The organism is Butyrivibrio sp. WCD2001, assembly GCF_000424485.1.
Lineage (GTDB): Bacteria > Bacillota > Clostridia > Lachnospirales > Lachnospiraceae > Butyrivibrio.
In genome coordinates this window covers 484,915-502,196 of the sequence record NZ_AUJZ01000001.1, presented here as the reverse complement: position 1 = coordinate 502,196, position 17,282 = coordinate 484,915, and the positions used below count along the sequence as shown (strand labels likewise).

At 41.4% G+C, this 17,282-nt stretch carries 12 protein-coding genes; all 12 read left to right on the top strand.

Translation table 11 applies throughout. From position 1 onward, the window contains the following. The first annotated feature begins 30 nt into the window (after window positions 1–30). Complete coding sequence (locus G630_RS20350) at window positions 31–1,074, top strand: ABC transporter ATP-binding protein (RefSeq protein ID WP_022759826.1); 1,044 nt, start codon at window positions 31–33, stop codon at window positions 1,072–1,074. Continuing rightward, window positions 1,031–1,897, top strand: coding sequence for an ABC transporter ATP-binding protein (locus tag G630_RS20345; protein WP_044958415.1), 867 nt, complete (start codon window positions 1,031–1,033; stop codon window positions 1,895–1,897). Before G630_RS20350 ends, G630_RS20345 begins: the two co-directional genes overlap by 44 nt. 273 nt (window positions 1,898–2,170) lie before the next feature. Continuing rightward, complete coding sequence (locus G630_RS0102150; protein ID WP_026497590.1) at window positions 2,171–3,667, top strand: aminopeptidase; 1,497 nt, start codon at window positions 2,171–2,173, stop codon at window positions 3,665–3,667. 126 nt (window positions 3,668–3,793) lie between these two features. Beyond that, a complete protein-coding gene (queA, locus tag G630_RS0102145; RefSeq protein ID WP_305803574.1) occupies window positions 3,794–4,870 on the top strand; it encodes a tRNA preQ1(34) S-adenosylmethionine ribosyltransferase-isomerase QueA in 1,077 nt (358 codons plus the stop codon). A gap of 37 nt (window positions 4,871–4,907) precedes the next feature. Then, the gene (locus G630_RS0102140) at window positions 4,908–5,252 is read left to right on the top strand and encodes a PilZ domain-containing protein (RefSeq protein WP_022759830.1); all 345 of its coding nucleotides are present in this window, start codon (window positions 4,908–4,910) and stop codon (window positions 5,250–5,252) included. 11 nt (window positions 5,253–5,263) lie between these two features. Then, window positions 5,264–6,514 (top strand): nucleotide sugar dehydrogenase, encoded by a 1,251-nt coding sequence (locus tag G630_RS0102135; protein ID WP_026497588.1) that lies wholly within the window; start codon window positions 5,264–5,266, stop codon window positions 6,512–6,514. Between the two features lie 210 nt (window positions 6,515–6,724). After that, window positions 6,725–7,825, top strand: coding sequence for a prephenate dehydrogenase/arogenate dehydrogenase family protein (locus G630_RS0102130; RefSeq protein ID WP_026497587.1), 1,101 nt, complete (start codon window positions 6,725–6,727; stop codon window positions 7,823–7,825). 47 nt (window positions 7,826–7,872) lie between these two features. Continuing rightward, window positions 7,873–9,204: a 3-phosphoshikimate 1-carboxyvinyltransferase gene (aroA, locus tag G630_RS0102125; protein WP_044958413.1), complete on the top strand. Its 1,332-nt coding sequence runs from the start codon at window positions 7,873–7,875 to the stop codon at window positions 9,202–9,204. A 483-nt stretch (window positions 9,205–9,687) separates the two neighbouring features. Beyond that, on the top strand, window positions 9,688–11,778 hold the full coding sequence (locus G630_RS0102120; RefSeq protein WP_022759834.1) for an elongation factor G: 2,091 nt from the start codon (window positions 9,688–9,690) through the stop codon (window positions 11,776–11,778). 190 nt (window positions 11,779–11,968) lie between these two features. Continuing rightward, on the top strand, window positions 11,969–13,915 hold the full coding sequence (locus G630_RS0102115; protein WP_026497585.1) for an EAL domain-containing protein: 1,947 nt from the start codon (window positions 11,969–11,971) through the stop codon (window positions 13,913–13,915). Window positions 13,916–14,010: 95 nt separating this feature from the next. Then, a complete protein-coding gene (gene leuS / locus G630_RS0102110) occupies window positions 14,011–16,428 on the top strand; it encodes a leucine--tRNA ligase (RefSeq protein ID WP_026497584.1) in 2,418 nt (805 codons plus the stop codon). Between the two features lie 18 nt (window positions 16,429–16,446). Beyond that, a complete protein-coding gene (locus G630_RS0102105; protein ID WP_026497583.1) occupies window positions 16,447–17,148 on the top strand; it encodes a fibronectin type III domain-containing protein in 702 nt (233 codons plus the stop codon). Window positions 17,149–17,282 lie beyond the last annotated feature (134 nt).

Here is a 17,282-nt window from a genome sequence, read left to right as displayed (position 1 = left end):
CTCACTTAAAAGAAAAGGAAAAGGTTAATAATGGGAAAAGTAATGCTTGAGGTTAAAGACCTCAAAACTAAATATATAACCAGATTCCATGAGGACGTATATGCGGTTGACGGTGTTTCCCTTAAAGTAGAAGAGGGAAAGTCACTCGGTATTGCCGGTGAGTCCGGATGTGGTAAATCCACACTTGCATTGTCACTTATGGGTTATTATTTCGCACCGCTTCATTATATAAGTGGTGACATAATCGTAGACGGTCAGACAATTTCTAACATGAAGCCTGACGATGTTCGTCGTAAAATTCTCGGTAACGAGATCGCGTACATCCCTCAGGCAGCTATGAATGCTCTGAACCCTACTCAGAAAATCATTCGTTTTATCGAGGATGTTATTCATGCACATGGAATTAAGATGTCCAAGAAGGATATCTATGACATGGCAAGAGAGCGTTTTGCTGAACTCGGACTTCCCGAAGAGGTTCTTGAGAAGCATGCGGTAGAGCTTTCAGGTGGTATGAAACAGCGTACAGTTATAGCTATTTCAACAATCCTTTCACCTAAGGTACTTATCGCCGATGAGCCTTCATCAGCGCTTGACGTTACATCTCAGAAGATGGTTATCCGTATGATGAGACAGCTCATGGAAAAGGGCTTCATCAAATCCATGATTTTCATCACACACGAGCTGCCGCTTCTTTATAACGTTACTGATGATATAGCAGTTATGTATGCCGGCCAGTTTGTTGAGCTTGGAACAGCAAAGCAGATGGTATTTGATCCTATTCATCCGTACGCTAAGGGTCTTATGGGATCTATCATCGTTCCTGAGGAGGGTATGAAAGCTCACAACCTTACAGCTCTTCCCGGAACTCCTCCGAACTTGAAAAATCCGCCTAAGGGCTGCAGATTTGCACCCAGATGTAAATATGCGGTTCCTACCTGTACCGCTATGGCACCGGATGAGAAAGAATTTGAGAATGGCAGATGTTATCGCTGCCTGATGTCAGTAAGAAAACTAAGGGAGGTATATTCAAATGGAAGCGACAGCAAACCAGAACCAGAAACAGACTTCGACTGATACCAATAAGCCCGCTCCGAAGCCATGCCTCTCAGGTAGAGGACTTACTAAGGTATTCGGTGTCGGTAAGGTACAGACCGTAGCAGTTGACCATGTAGACTTTGATTTCAACGAGGGTGAGATCATCTCAATCGTTGGAGAGTCAGGAAGCGGAAAGACAACACTTTCCAAGATGCTTCTCGGTCTTATCAGTACTACAGAGGGTACCATTGAATATCAGGGGAAACCCCGTGATATCAGTACAAATGCTAAAAAGAAGGAATACTGGAAGAATATTCAGCCGATTTTCCAGGATCCGTTTTCATCCTACAACATCTTCTACAAGATCGATGCGGTTCTTGATGACTGCCTTAATATGAGGGGCTTCAAGAATCTTCCCGAGGAGCAGAAGATACAGATGAAGACAGAGGCCTGCAGCTTCGTTAACCTGAAGTATGCAGAGCTTACAAATAAGTATCCTTTCGAGCTTTCAGGCGGACAGATGCAGAGACTTATGATCGCACGTATCTTCCTTCTCAAGCCGAAGATCCTTATGGCAGATGAGCCCACATCCATGATCGATGCCTGCTCAAGAGCTACAATCCTTGATATGCTCTTAAAGCTTCGTGATGAGATCAACATGACTATTATCTTTATCACACACGATATCGGTCTTGCATATTATATCTCCGATAAGGTTTATATCATGGAGCACGGTAAGTTCGTAGAGTCAGGTACAGCAGAGGATGTAATCATCAATCCTCAGGCTGATTACACCAAGAGACTTATCAGCGATGTACCTAAGATCTATGAAAAGTGGGATCTTGATACTGTTGTAAACTAAATAAGTATAAGAACTATTTCTTATAGTAAATATTCCTCCCTCCAGGTAGAAACAAGTTTCTTCTTCTACCTGGCAGGGAGGATAATTTTTGCCCTTAAGGAGCTTTGAATTGCAAACAGTTTTTATAAAAAAATAAGATTTAAAGACGCTTAAATATCCGGTGAACTGTTGAAAGTACTATTGATTTCATTTATCATATATAAGCACGATTTTTATGTAAATCTTACTGTTTTCTATAATAATAAACACGAAAACAGAGAAAGGAATAAATAAATGAAAAGAGCAAATGTATGGACAAAGTACAATGCAAAACAGCTTAAGGAAGTAGAGGCTTTTGCTGATGATTATAAGAACTTCCTTGATAATGCAAAGACAGAGCGCGAAGCAATCGACTGCATTGTTAATGAAATAGAGGAGGCGGGCTACCGCGAGCTTAACACGCTTATTGGATCTAAGACAAAGCTTAAGAAGGGTGATAAGGTTTACAGTGTTTGGATGAACAAATCCATCGCAATGTTCCAGATTGGTTCAGAGCCGTTGGAGAACGGTATGAATATTCTCGGTGCGCATATCGACTCTCCCAGAATGGATGTTAAGCAGAATCCGCTTTATGAGGATGGCGGTTTTGCTTATCTTGATACACATTATTACGGCGGAATCAAGAAGTATCTTTATGTAGCAATTCCGCTTTCACTTCACGGCGTTGTTGTTAAGAAGGACGGTACCACTGTTCAGCTTAATGTCGGTGAGGATGAGGATGATCCGGTATTTTTTGTAAGCGATCTACTTATCCACCTCTCAGGTGATCTTATGAGCAAGAAGGCTGCTCAGGTTGTAGAGGGAGAGGCTCTTGATCTTGTAATCGGTAACAGACCTTTTGTTGTTGAGAGTGATGAAAAGAAGAAGGCAGAGAAGAGAAACTCTAAGCTTACAGAGGGTCAGCAGTATGCTGTAGATTATGAGAAGGCAGAGAAGGAAGAGAGTGGCAAGGTTTCAGGTGCAGTTAAGCGCGGAATCCTTGGAATCTTAAATGACCTTTACGGAATAGAGGAGGAGGATTTCCTCTCAGCAGAACTTGAAATCGTTCCTGCAGGTAAGGCAAGAGATGCAGGCTTTGACCGCTCAATGATCCTTGGCTATGGTCAGGATGACAGAGTGTGTGCTTTCCCTTCAATGAGAGCACTCCTTGGAGTAAAGAACTTAAAGAGAACAGGCTGCTGCATTCTGGTTGATAAAGAAGAGATCGGCAGCGTTGGTGCTACAGGTATGCAGTCACGCTTCTTTGAGAATGCTGTTGCAGAGCTCATGAACCTCTGCGGTGATTACAATGACCTTAAGCTCAGAAGATGTCTTGCAAATTCCTGCATGCTTTCATCTGATGTTAATGCAGGCTTTGATCCTATGTACGCAGGCCAGTTTGAGAAGAAGAATGCATCCTTCCTCAGCCTTGGCCCGGTACTTAGTAAGTTCACCGGAAGCCGTGGAAAGTCCGGATCAAATGATGCAAACGCAGAGTTTTTAGCACATATCAGAAGCATTTTTGAAGAGGATGATATTACTTTCCAGACTGCCGAGCTTGGTAAGGTAGATGTAGGTGGTGGCGGAACTATCGCTTATATCCTTGCTCTTTACGGAATGAACGTAATTGATGCCGGTGTTGCTGTGCTCAATATGCATGCACCTTGGGAGGCAACATCCAAGGCTGATATATATGAAGCGCTTCGCGCCTACAAGACATTCCTTAATAAAGCAAGTCTGATGAATCAATAATTTATGCCCTCATCCGGCGCTACGCGCCACCTTCCCCCAGAGGGGGAAGGCAAAAAATATAAAGCCTTCCCCTTGGGGGGAAGGTGTCAGCGCAGCTGACGGATGAGGGGATTTTAGGAGAATACTTTGAACATAGAAACATCTACAAATGACCCTAACCTGGGTCTTCGCACCAGCGATTATTATTTTGATCTTCCTGAGGAACTGATAGCACAGGATCCGCTTCCCGCACGTGATGATGCTAAGCTCCTTGTGATGAATAAAAAGACAGGCAATATCGAACATAAGATATTCCATGATATTATCGATTATCTTAAGCCCGGTGACTGCCTTGTTCTCAATGATACAAAGGTTATACCGGCAAGACTTCTTGGAACAAAGAAGGATACCGGTGCTGCAGTCGAGATTCTTCTTTTAAAGAGAAGAGAGAACGATATCTGGGAGACTCTTGTTAAACCCGGTAAAAAGCTTCGCCCCGGTGCGGAGGTTACTTTTGGAGAAGGACTTTTAAACGCAAAGATCCTTGATATTGTTGAAGAAGGTAACAGACTCGTTCAGTTTTCATACGAAGGAATTTTTGAAGAGGTCCTTGATAAGCTTGGAGAGATGCCGCTTCCTCCTTATATTACGCATAAGCTTCAGGATAAAAATATGTACCAGACGGTTTATGCAAAATATGAGGGCTCGGCAGCTGCGCCTACAGCGGGACTTCATTTTACCAATGATCTTCTTAAGAAAATTCAGGACAAGGGAATTGATCTTGCTTACGTAACGCTCCATGTTGGACTCGGAACCTTCAGACCGGTTAAGGTTACAAACGTTCTTGAGCACCATATGCATACCGAATGGTATCAGGTGAATGCGGAGGCAGCTGAGAAAATCAATAAGGCAAAAGAGAGCGGACATCGTGTTATCTGCGTTGGTACAACCAGCTGTAGAACCATTGAAAGCGCAGCAGATGAGAACGGACATATTGAGCCCTGTGCGGACAATACTTCTATTTTTATTTATCCCGGTTACAACTTTAAGGTGACAGATTGCCTTATTACTAATTTCCATCTTCCGGAATCAACTCTGGTCATGCTTGTTTCGGCACTTGCAGGCAGAGAGAATGTTCTGAATGCATATGAGGAAGCTATAAGTAAACGGTACAGATTCTTTAGTTTTGGTGATGCTTGTTTCTTTACGGATGACGAGATTTAGGCTATAGTAATACTATATCTTATTCGAGGGGGATATTATGGAAGAAAGACGTAAATACAAAAGACTTGATCTGGACGGAGAGCTTTTAATGAGCCCTATCGGTAGTACTCAGGAACCAGAGGCTGTGGCTATTTCAGTTATGAACTGTTCACGTGCAGGAATGGGTTTTCAGTCAGATCTCCAGCTAACAATGGGAGACAATTACGAGTGTAATCTTACCATCTGGACCAAAGAGGTTCTTCATGTTTTTATTAAAATTGTACGAGGGACAGCTCTTGAGGACAGCTATGAGTATGGGGCTATTTTCATCGGAATGCCCGAGTATGACAGACAGAGAATCTCGGTGTACGAGACTGTTCAGGATACGCTCGATGAAATGTAGGGGTTAGAATTATGCGTGATTTTATGAATTTGCAGATCGCGGTTGCAGGTGCCGGTTATGTGGGACTTTCAATCGCGACTTTGTTGTCACAAAAACATAAAGTGACTGTTGTGGATGTCATTCAGGAAAAGGTGGATATGCTCGAAAAGAGGATTTCACCGATTCAGGACGAATACATCGAAAAATATTTTAAAGAAAAAGATTTGGATCTGCATGCGACAACAGACGGTGAGGCTGCTTATCGTGATGCAGATTTTGTAGTCATTGCAGCACCGACTAACTACGACAGCAAGAAGAATTATTTTGATACAAGTGCGGTAGAGGCTGTTATCAATCTTGTTCAGAAGGTTAATCCTGATGCTTATATGGTTATAAAAAGTACCATCCCTGTTGGATATACTGAGAAGATCAGAAATAAGACCGGCTCTGACAAGATTCTTTTCAGTCCGGAGTTTCTCAGAGAATCCAAGGCGCTCTATGACAATTTATATCCAAGCCGAATTATTGTAGGAACGGATATGGATGATGAAGATCTGACAAATGCCGCTCATATATTTGCAGAGCTTTTGAATGAGGGAGCACTCAAGGAAAATGTTGATGTTCTCTTTATGGGCTTTACTGAGGCAGAAGCTGTAAAGCTTTTTGCAAATACCTATCTTGCGCTGCGTGTTTCGTATTTCAACGAACTTGATACTTATGCGGAGATGAAGGGACTTGATACAGACAAGATCATCAAGGGAGTTTGTCTTGATCCCAGAATTGGTGATTTCTATAATAACCCGTCCTTTGGCTATGGTGGATACTGCCTGCCAAAGGATACAAAACAGCTTCTTGCAAATTATTCGGATGTTCCGGAAAACCTCATTGAGGCTATTGTTGAATCCAACAGAACCCGTAAGGATTTCATTGCAGATAGAGTACTCGACATCGCCGGAGCCTACGGCAACAGCGAAGCTTATGATGCAGCTCGTGAACATGAAGTTATCATAGGAGTTTACAGACTTACTATGAAGAGCAATTCCGATAACTTCCGTCAGAGCAGTATCCAGGGAGTTATGAAGCGAATCAAAGCAAAAGGCGCTACCGTTATTATTTATGAGCCTTCCCTTGAAAATGGGACAACCTTCTTTGGAAGCCTTGTGGTTAATGACCTTGATGAATTCAAAAAGAAAAGCGGCGCCATTATCGCCAACCGCTATGATTCTTGCCTTGACGATGTAAGCGATAAAGTATATACAAGAGATATCTTCAAAAGGGATTAAAAAAACAAAGTCCCCGAAAAATATATTCAGAACCATCCGATTATGCGCGCAGCGCAACAAGGATGCGAATGAATATATTTTCCGGGGGCGTATTATTTATTTTGGGGCGTATTATTCCATTTGATTTTCGCACTTTAACGTGGTATAGTGTTTACTGTTCGTAGTATTTATTGCAATTAAATTTCGTACTTCCAGGAGAGTAATTTAATAATGATTAATGATAATCTGACCTGCGGTTTTATAGGTCTTGGTCTTATCGGTGGCTCAATGGCCAGAGCCCTTAAGGCTAAAATGCCTGAAATACGCATTATTTCATATACACCACATCCGGAGACCTCATTAAAAGCGAAAGAGGATGGCATCGTGGATGTGGCCTGCGACAAGGTTGATGAGAGTTTTTCCGAATGTGACTACATCTTTTTATGCGCACCGATTGAAAGAAATAATGATAATCTTGCATTGATAAAGCCATATCTCAATCCCAAAACGACTCTTACCGACATCGGTTCGGTTAAAACAAGTATACATGAGCATGTAAAAGAGCTGGGATTGGAAGAGCAGTTTATCGGCGGTCATCCGATGGCCGGTACTGAGAGGATTGGTTACATAAACTCAAAGGCTTCCATTTTGGAAAATGCTTTTTACATACTTACAAAGACAGAAAAAACTTCTGATGAGAGACTTGAAAATTACAGAGAGCTTGTGGAGCTTATGGGAGCAACGCCGCTTATTATCCCTTATGAGCAGCATGATTTCATTACAGCTGCTGTAAGCCATGTACCTCATGTTATAAGCGGATGTCTGGTAAATCTTGTCCATGACAGCGATTCGGAAGACGGACTTATGAAAATGATTGCGGCCGGCGGCTTTAAGGATATCACCAGAATTTCATCCTCATCACCGGTGATGCTGCAGCAGATCTGTCTTACAAATCATAAGAATATTTCTACGCTTTTGGATACTTATATTGATTATTTGAACAGGATGAAGCAGGTGATTGATAAGGTTGATGGCGATGGCCTCATGGACTTTTTCTCATCAGCCAGAGAGTACAGGGATTCCTTCAATGATCTTAGAAGAGGACCCATTCAGAAGACCTATGTTATCAGAGTTGATATTGCGGATGAACCCGGTAATATTGCCTCTGTTGCAACGCTTCTTTCTGTTAACGGAATCAATATCAAAAATATTGGAATCGTTCATAACCGTGAGTTCGAGCATGGTACTCTTAGCATAGAATTCCACGATGATAAGGCTATGGAAAAGGCGCTAACACTTTTGGAAGCTCATGGATATCCGTCAGTTGACTGATACATTTTTGACACTATATTAAGGCTTGAAAAAAGAGGGAATTAACAATGATCAGTATTGAAAAAAGTTCAAAACCATTAACGGGTAATGTTTTTGTTCCCGGGGACAAATCAATTTCACACAGAAGTATTATGTTTGGGGCTTTATCAGAGGGAACCACTGAAATAACAGGCTTCCTCAAAAGCGGAGATTGTCTTTCTACAATAGAATGTTTTAAAAAGTTGGGCATTCTGATTGAGCATTCTCAAAGACCGATGAACGGTGTTCCTACAATAACAGTTCACGGAAAAGGACTTCATGGCCTGAAGAAACCTGATTCTACACTCTATACAGGTAATAGTGGTACAACTACCAGACTATTATCCGGTATTCTTGCAGCGCAGCCTTTTGATTCTATGATCACAGGCGACAGTTCAATCGAAAAGAGACCCATGAACAGAATTATCAAACCACTTTCGCAGATGGGAGCGGATATCAGTTCTGCGATGGGGAATGACTGCGCACCGCTTATAATAAAAGGCGGTAAGAAACTTCATGGTATTTCCTATCATAGTCCTGTAGCATCAGCCCAGGTAAAATCAGCAATTGTGCTAGCCGGTCTTTATTCCGACAGTGACACAGTGGTTTATGAACCTGCACTTAGCAGAAATCATACAGAGCTTATGCTTCGTGCTTTTGGTGCGGACATACACAACGAAGTCGACGTCAGGGGAAGCTCTGCTACAATCCTTCATCCCGGCATGCCGCTTCGCGGAACCAAGATAAATGTTCCGGGCGACATATCCTCCGCGGCATACTTTATCGCTGCAGCGCTTCTTGTACCCGGCTCTGACGTAGTTATTCATAATGTTGGAATCAATAAAACAAGATCAGGAATACTCAGCATCCTTACTCAGATGGGCGCTGATATTCAGCTTGAGAATGTGAATGAATCCATAGAACCAAGAGCAGATCTTCATGTTCGTTATTCGGAACTTCATGGCAATGAAAATGGAAGATTTGAAGTTGGTGGAAAACTTATTCCCACTATGATAGACGAACTTCCGATATTTGCTGTTATAGCAGCAACAGCTAACTGCACAACTATCATAAAGGACGCTGCAGAACTCAAAGTAAAAGAATCTAATCGTATTGATTCTGTCTGCAATAACCTAAAAGCTATGGGAGCTGATATTGAGCCTACAGACGACGGCATGATAATTCATGGTGGTAAGCCGCTTCACGGGACAGACATTGACTCCGATGCCGACCATCGTATAGCAATGAGCTTCGCCGTCGCAGCTCTCGCCGCCGAAGGCACCACCCGTATCCTCGACGACAAATGCGTCGGAATATCCTACCCGGAATTCTTCAAAGATTTAAAGACCTTAACTAATTAATTGCTTTAATATTCTAATCCCAAAAGTTCCTCATAACCTTCCCTTTTGGGGCAGGGGCTGGCGTTCAGATTTGTGACATGTACAGACATGAAATGTGTGGCGAGATATATTTGACATATTATTAGCCCAATATGTGGAAGTGAGAAATTTATAGTTCTCGGACGAGGAGATGATTTGCAGCAAAATGAAAAAGATGAATGACGACTGTTTCGAACAAGGAGAGAGTCGACATTCATCTTTTTTGTTTTGTTAGCAAATCACGACGCAGACGAAAACATAAATTTCTCACTTCCACATAAAGGGCTAAAACACAACGTATATTTCTCGCCACACAGATCATGCCCTTATAAGTTGTGCAAATTTGATGGAATTACTTGTATTGTTTGTACAATTTTAGTAAAATGTTCCTATAGGGTTTGGGGGAAATCTAAATATTCTTCATTAAATTTTCCCAACATAATTTAAGACTTGGAGGAGCAAGAGATGAAAGTTTACACAAGTGACAAAATACGCAATGTCGTACTCTTAGGCCACGGGGGAGCCGGAAAGACTTCGCTCGCTGAAGCTATGGCTTACCTCGCAGGAATTACTTCCCGTATGGGCAAAGTTGCTGATGGAAATACAGTCAGTGATTTTGATAAAGAGGAACAAAAGCGTCAGTTTTCAATTAGCACATCTACAATTGCATTGGAGTGGGATGATCATAAGATCAATCTCCTTGATGCGCCCGGATTCTTTGACTTCGTCGGAGAAGTACAGGAAGCTATGAGTGTTGCAGATGCAGCTATTATCGTAGTTTCCGGTAAGGCAGGAGTTGAAGTAGGAACAGAGAGAGCATGGGATCTTTGCGAGAAGTATGGTATTCCGCGTATGTTCTTCGTTTCTGATATGGATATCGATGATGCTTCCTACAGACAGGTTGTTCAGGATCTTACAGATAAGTATGGTAAGAAGATAGCTCCGTTCAACATGCCTTCTCGTGAAAATGAGAAGTTTGTCGGCTATGTAAATATAATTCAGGAAAAGGGCTTCCGTTGGGAAGGTAAGGATGCGGTAGAGTGTGAAGTTCCCGAGTATAACAAGGAATACATGCAGCAGTATCGTGACACTCTTATGGAAGCAGTTGCTGAGACCAGTGAAGAATTCATGGACAGATACTTCAGTGGTGACACCTTCTCAGAGCAGGAGATAAGATCAGCACTCAGAACCAACGTATGTGACGGATCCATTGTTCCTATCGAAATGGGATCAAGTATCCTTGCACAGGGTGTTTACACACTTCTTGATGATATTGTTAAGTATATGCCGGCTCCCGAGAACCGTAAGATGGCCGGAATTAACATGAAGACCAATGAGATTTTCGAAGCTAACTTCGATTTCTCCAAGCCGAAGACAGCTTTCGTATTTAAGACCATGATGGATCCTTTTATTGGAAAATACTCCATGATCAAGGTTCGTTCAGGCGTTATCAAGACTGATGACATAATGTACGATTCCAATAAGGACACAGAAGTTAAGATTGGTAAGATATATGTAATGCAGGGTAATAAGACTATCGAGGTTCCCGAGCTTCATGCAGGTGATTTCGGTGCTCTTCAGAAACTTGATGTATCCACAGGTGACACACTTTCAACCAAGGCTAATCCTGTACAGTATGCACCTATGGATATTTCACAGCCCTATACATACATGAGATACAAGGCTCAGAATAAGGCTGATATTGATAAGATTGCTCAGTCTCTGGCTAAGCTTTCTGCTGAGGATGCTACTCTTAAGGTTGTAAACGATGCAGAGAATCATCAGTCACTTATCTACGGTATGGGTGATATGCACCTTGAAATCGCAGTAAGTAAGCTTCTCAACGAGTATAAGGTAGCCGTTGATCTCGATAAGCCGAAGGTAGCTTTCAGAGAGACTATCCGCAAGAATTCTGATGTGGAATACAAATATAAGAAGCAGACCGGTGGACACGGCCAGTACGGACACGTTAAGATGCGCTTCGAGCCTTCAGGTGACGACAGCAAGGCTTATATATTTGATCAGGTTGTAGTAGGCGGAGCTGTTCCGAAGAACTACTTCCCGGCAGTTGAAAAGGGTATTGCTGAGGCTTCCCAGAGAGGACCTCTTGCAGCTTATCCAGTTGTTGGTGTTAAGGCTACTCTTTATGATGGATCCTATCACCCGGTAGATTCATCTGAAATGGCTTTCAAGGTTGCAGCAAGCAATGCCTTCAAGAAGGGCTTCATGGATGCAACTCCAGTACTTCTTGAGCCTATTGCTTCACTCAAGGTGACTGTTCCGGATTCATTCACCGGAGATGTAATGGGTGATCTCAATAAGAGAAGAGGACGCGTGCTCGGCATGAATCCTACAGGTGATGGCAAGCAGGTTATTGAGGCTGATGTTCCCATGATGGAACTCTTTGGATATTGCACAACGCTTCGTTCCATGACCGGTGGTGCAGGTGATTATGAGTACAGCTTTGCTAGATATGAGCAAGCTCCACAGGATATCCAGGCTAAGGAAGTAGCTGCAAGAGCTGAGAAGGTTAAGGAGAACGGAATCGAAGACTAATCACCTTGAGTGGTTATTTCGAATTTGGCTATAATGTATTAAAAGGCTGACATTCCATATACGGAATGTCAGCTATTTTATTGTTATTTTATAGTTTTTTTAAAACCTACTTATATCTGTATGTTACGATTATTTTGAAGATGTATAGGTATGGGTATTTATAAATCGTTTTCTTATGAGGGGTTAAATTATGCCGCATTTTGGTATGCATATAGGCTTAAGATATGACATTATCGGAGAGTATGCCAGCCTTCTTCTTGCAATTCTTTTGCTGGTTTTTATGTCTCTGACAAAGCCTAAAAAATCTAAAAGTTTCAAGTTCCTTGTTCTTGGAGTATTAACATCTATACTGGCAACGGCTACGCAGATAATGATTGTTGAAGTGGCAAGTAACGTTTCTGTCTACTACAACAGGTCAACTTTTACTGCACTTCTTACCTTTTTCCTGGTGCTTTACGCGGCTATTCTTGTCTTGATTTTTAATTACATAAATCTCATGAGCGAAAAGAGATTAAAGAAACGTTCTGTAATTATTATGCTCTATGTTTCCATTGCGCTTTTTTATTTTTCAGGCGTAGTCTATCAGGTTGCAATGAAAAGCCTTTATTTTGTCAGGACAGATGGTATTGATATTACACATTTCACAACTTTTTATTGCATGATGGGCATGTTGTGTGCAGTCATATGTTTTATTGTTGTTATGATCAGAAGAAGAACCATAGCAAGAATTGTAATAAGGGGAGTCCTGATAGTTGTTCCTCTCGATATTATTGTACTTATATTGCAGATTATTGATAAAAGAGCTATTTTCAGTGCATCGACCTATGTTATTCCGCTGGTTGCTTTTTATCTGCTTTTCCATTCGAATCCTTATGATGAGGATACCGGATGCCAGAATATTAGTGCTATGGAAAGCAGGTTCATAACAGATGTCAGGAGAAACAGAATATTTTACCTGGCATATATTGATTTTCCACAGCTTACAGATACTTCGTTTAGTCCTGACTATGAGATGCTTTCTATAGAATTGGCAAGAGTATGCAGAGAGATAGAAAGAATTTCAAGAAAAATACAGCTTTACAGAATCAGCTTTGGTACCTTTATGGCACTTATCGAGACAAAAGAACGATCAGATGCTCAGAACTATTCTGAACAGATGAGAGATATTCTTGATGCATTCCATGACAGAACAGAGGATCATTTTCACTATTTTCTTGGTGTGTGCGGAGATAGCAGGAGGTTTGCTTCTGTCGGGAATAAGTGGACACAGTTGTTCATGATGTATATAAAAGAGACAAAGCTTATCGACGGTGAGAATGTTTATTATTTTGCAAATGGATCGGACTTCAGAGATTTTGATGAGATTTATAAGATTGAGCAGACTCTTCTTGATGTCAGAATGAAGATGGATGCAGAGGATGAGCGTATTATCTGTTATGCACAGCCTATTTACAGTGTCGATAAAGATGAGTTCAGATCCGCAGAGGCACTCATGAGATTGCACATAGACGGAAAGATGATACCTCCGGATATGTTTATTCCGATTGCGGAGAGGAATAATTGTATTCACGCGCTCACGGTCATAATGATACATAAAGTATGCAAAGCTGTAGAAAATCTGTCTATAGAATACGATTTTGATGCTATAACCATAAACTGCTCGACTGCAGATTTTACCGATAAGACTTTTTATAAGGAAATTCTCGATATAATTCATGGTTACAATATTGATCAGAAGATGATCAGACTTGAATTAACCGAGTCCATGATGGCAGAAAACTATGAATCAGTTAAGCATAATATGGATATGCTTAATCGTGAAGGAATTCATCTTTATATGGACGACTTCGGAACCGGCTATTCCAATCTTGAGAGAGTTGTTGACGTGCCCGTTCAGACAATCAAGTTTGATAAATCTCTGTTATACAAGTCAATTAAGGATGACAGGGTTGATGATATCATTTCCTATATGATCGAGTTTTTCAAGAAAAACGGCTTTGTCACACTTATTGAAGGTGTAGAGGATGAGTCACAAAAGAAGTACAGTATTGATCGTGGTTTCGATTATATTCAGGGCTATCACTATGCTAAGCCCGGTCCGATCGAAAGCCTGAGTAAATATTTTAAACATAAGTAATCTGCGATAATCTGCAGAATCCTTGAATTATGATACTTCGGTATGGTAAAATCTTGACTATGTTTATAATTTCAATAAAAGCCGAGGTATCATAAATGTCAGAGTTATACAATCACAAAGAAGTTGAACAGAAATGGCAAAAGGTTTGGGATGATGAGAATGCATTTGCTGCAAGTAATGATTATTCCAAGCCTAAGTATTATGCGCTTGTTGAGTTTCCGTATCCTTCAGGACAGGGACTCCATGTAGGTCATCCCAGACCGTATACAGCGCTTGATATTGTTGCGCGTAAGCGCAGAATGCAGGGATATAATGTTCTTTATCCCATGGGATGGGACGCTTTCGGTCTTCCTACAGAGAACTATGCGATCAAGAACCATATTCATCCTAAGATCGTAACAGCCAATAATGTAAAGAAGTTCAAGAATCAGCTTCATTCTTTGGGTTATTCCTTTGACTGGAACAGAGAAATAAATACAACAGATCCCGATTACTACAAGTGGACACAGTGGATTTTCCTTAAGCTTTTCAAGGAGGGCCTTGCTTATAAAAAGGAGATGCCCATCAACTGGTGTACATCCTGTAAGGTTGGTCTTGCCAACGAGGAAGTTGTAAACGGCGTATGCGAGCGCTGTGGATCAGAGGTTGTCCGCAAGGTTAAGAGTGAGTGGATGCTGAAGATTACAGAGTATGCTGACAAGCTTATTGATGGTCTCGACGGCGTTGATTATATCGAGAGAGTTAAGGTTTCACAGAAAAACTGGATCGGACGTTCAACCGGTGCTGAGGTTGATTTCGAGATTGCCGGTACAGAGGATAAGCTTACTGTTTATACCACAAGATGTGATACTCTTTTCGGAGCAACTTACATGGTAGTTTCTCCTGAGCATCCTTATCTTGATAAGTACAAGGATAAGATAAACAATTTTGATGCTATTCTTGCATACAGAGAAGAAGCAGCAAAGAAATCCGACTTTGAGCGTGCCGAGCTTGCAAAGGATAAGACCGGTGTAGAGATTGACGGTCTTAAAGCTATAAATCCCGTAAACGGAAAAGAGATTCCGATCTGGGTTTCCGATTATGTACTTATGAGCTATGGTACAGGTGCTATCATGGCGGTTCCTGCACATGATGACAGAGACTGGGAGTTTGCTAAAAAATTCGGTCTTCCTATTATTCAGGTTGTGGCTAAGGATGGCGAAGAGGTTGATGTTAACGAAGCTGCGTTTACGGATGTTGCTACAGGAGTTCTTATCAATTCAGACTTCATCAACGGTCTTTCCGTAAACGATGCCAAGGAAAAAATGATTTCATTTCTTGAGGAAAAGAAGATCGGACATGCACAGGTAAATTATAAGCTTCGTGACTGGGTATTCTCCCGCCAGAGATACTGGGGCGAGCCTATTCCGATTGTTGAATGCGAAAAGTGCGGATTTGTTCCGATTGATGAATCAGAGCTTCCGTTGCTTCTTCCCGAAGTAGACAGCTATGAGCCTACGGATAACGGAGAGTCACCGCTTGCTGCTATGACAGACTGGGTTAATACCACATGTCCTTGCTGCGGAGGCCCTGCAAAGAGAGAGACAGATACTATGCCTCAGTGGGCAGGTTCATCCTGGTACTTCCTCAGATATACAGATCCTACAAACAAGGAAGCACTTGCAAGCAAGGAAGCACTTAAGTACTGGCTTCCCGTAGACTGGTATAACGGAGGTATGGAGCATACAACACTTCACCTTCTGTATTCCAGATTCTGGCACAAGTTCCTCTATGATCAGGGTGTAGTACCTACATCAGAGCCTTATCAGAAGAGAACAAGCCACGGTATGATCCTTGGTGAGAACGGCGAGAAGATGAGTAAATCCCGCGGTAATGTCGTTAATCCTGATGATATCGTTGAGGATTACGGTGCTGATACACTCAGGACTTATGAGATGTTTATCGGTGCATTTGATCTTGCTGCATCATGGTCAGATGATGGTGTTAAGGGCTGTCGAAGATTCCTTGAAAGAGTATGGAAACTCCAGGATATTATGGTAGATGGTGATGAGTACTCAGAAGAGCTTAAGGGTGAGATGCACAGAACAATCAAGAAGGTTTCAAGTGACTTCGAGAACCTTAAGTACAACACAGCTATTGCAGCAATGATGTCGCTTATAAATGATTTTTATAAGAAAAATGCTGTTACTAAGGCTGAGTACAAGACTCTTATCACAATGCTTAATCCTGTTGCACCTCATATTACTGAGGAGATATGGCAGAGGATCGGCGGAGAGGGCAGACTCTATCAGCAGACATGGCCTGAGTTTGATGAGGCGCTTACAGTTGAAAACACTGTAGAAATTGCTGTACAGGTTAACGGTAAGGTAAGAGCTACAATCTCTATCGGTAAGGACGATCCTAAGGATGAGGTTCTTGCCAAGGCGAGAGAAGCTATATCCGGAAAATTTGATGGAAATATTATCAAAGAGATCTATGTACCCGGAAAGATTTGCAACATTGTTATGAAATAACTATAAGGAGGGACATATATGAATTGGGGAAAAATTTTTAAACAGGTAGTAGTTGGGCTGGTATTTGCACTTTTCATTTTCGTCTTTGCTAAGGGCTTTGGCATGGAAGATGTAGAATATGCCGGATCTGTATTAGCCGTAACAGCAGGAGATGCATATTCTGAACTTTCGCTTACGGTGAATGAGATACAACTTGATCCCGGAGAAGTAGAGACCGTCGAAGGGATAGCTACACCGGTTGTTGTTAAGGATAAGACAATTTACTGGGAGAGCGATGATATCACTGTGGCAACCGTAGATCGAGATGAGGGTGCCTACAATAAAGCTTATATTACTGCTGTAGAAGTTGGTAAGACTCAAATTAAAGCCAAAAACGCTGTTGGAAATGTTATAGCAGTTTGCAAAGTTACTGTCGGAAATCCGAGCGGCCTTGAAAAGATGAAGCAGGTTAAGGCTTCAAAAGTAACTGTTTCTTCTCTTAGGGCTACAAAGGGGACTCTTAAGATAAAATATAAAGCGGTTTCTTATGCGACAGGATATCAGATTCGTTACAAAAAGAGTGGCGGCTCATGGAAAGACATTGATACAAAAAACAAGACATATACGTTAAGTAAACTTGCCAAAGGAAAGTACTACATAAAAGTAAGAGCTTACAAAAAGTATGATGGCAAGAAGTATTACAGTAAATTTACAAAAACCTATAAAGTCAAAGTAAAATAACATTATATAACCTGCAACAGATTATTCTGCTGCAGGTTATTTTATTTAATCATAAACGAAATATTAAATTTTTGAAAAATCGTATACAAATCCATGCATATTTCGATTAGTCTGTTAAAATGTATGTGTAACAT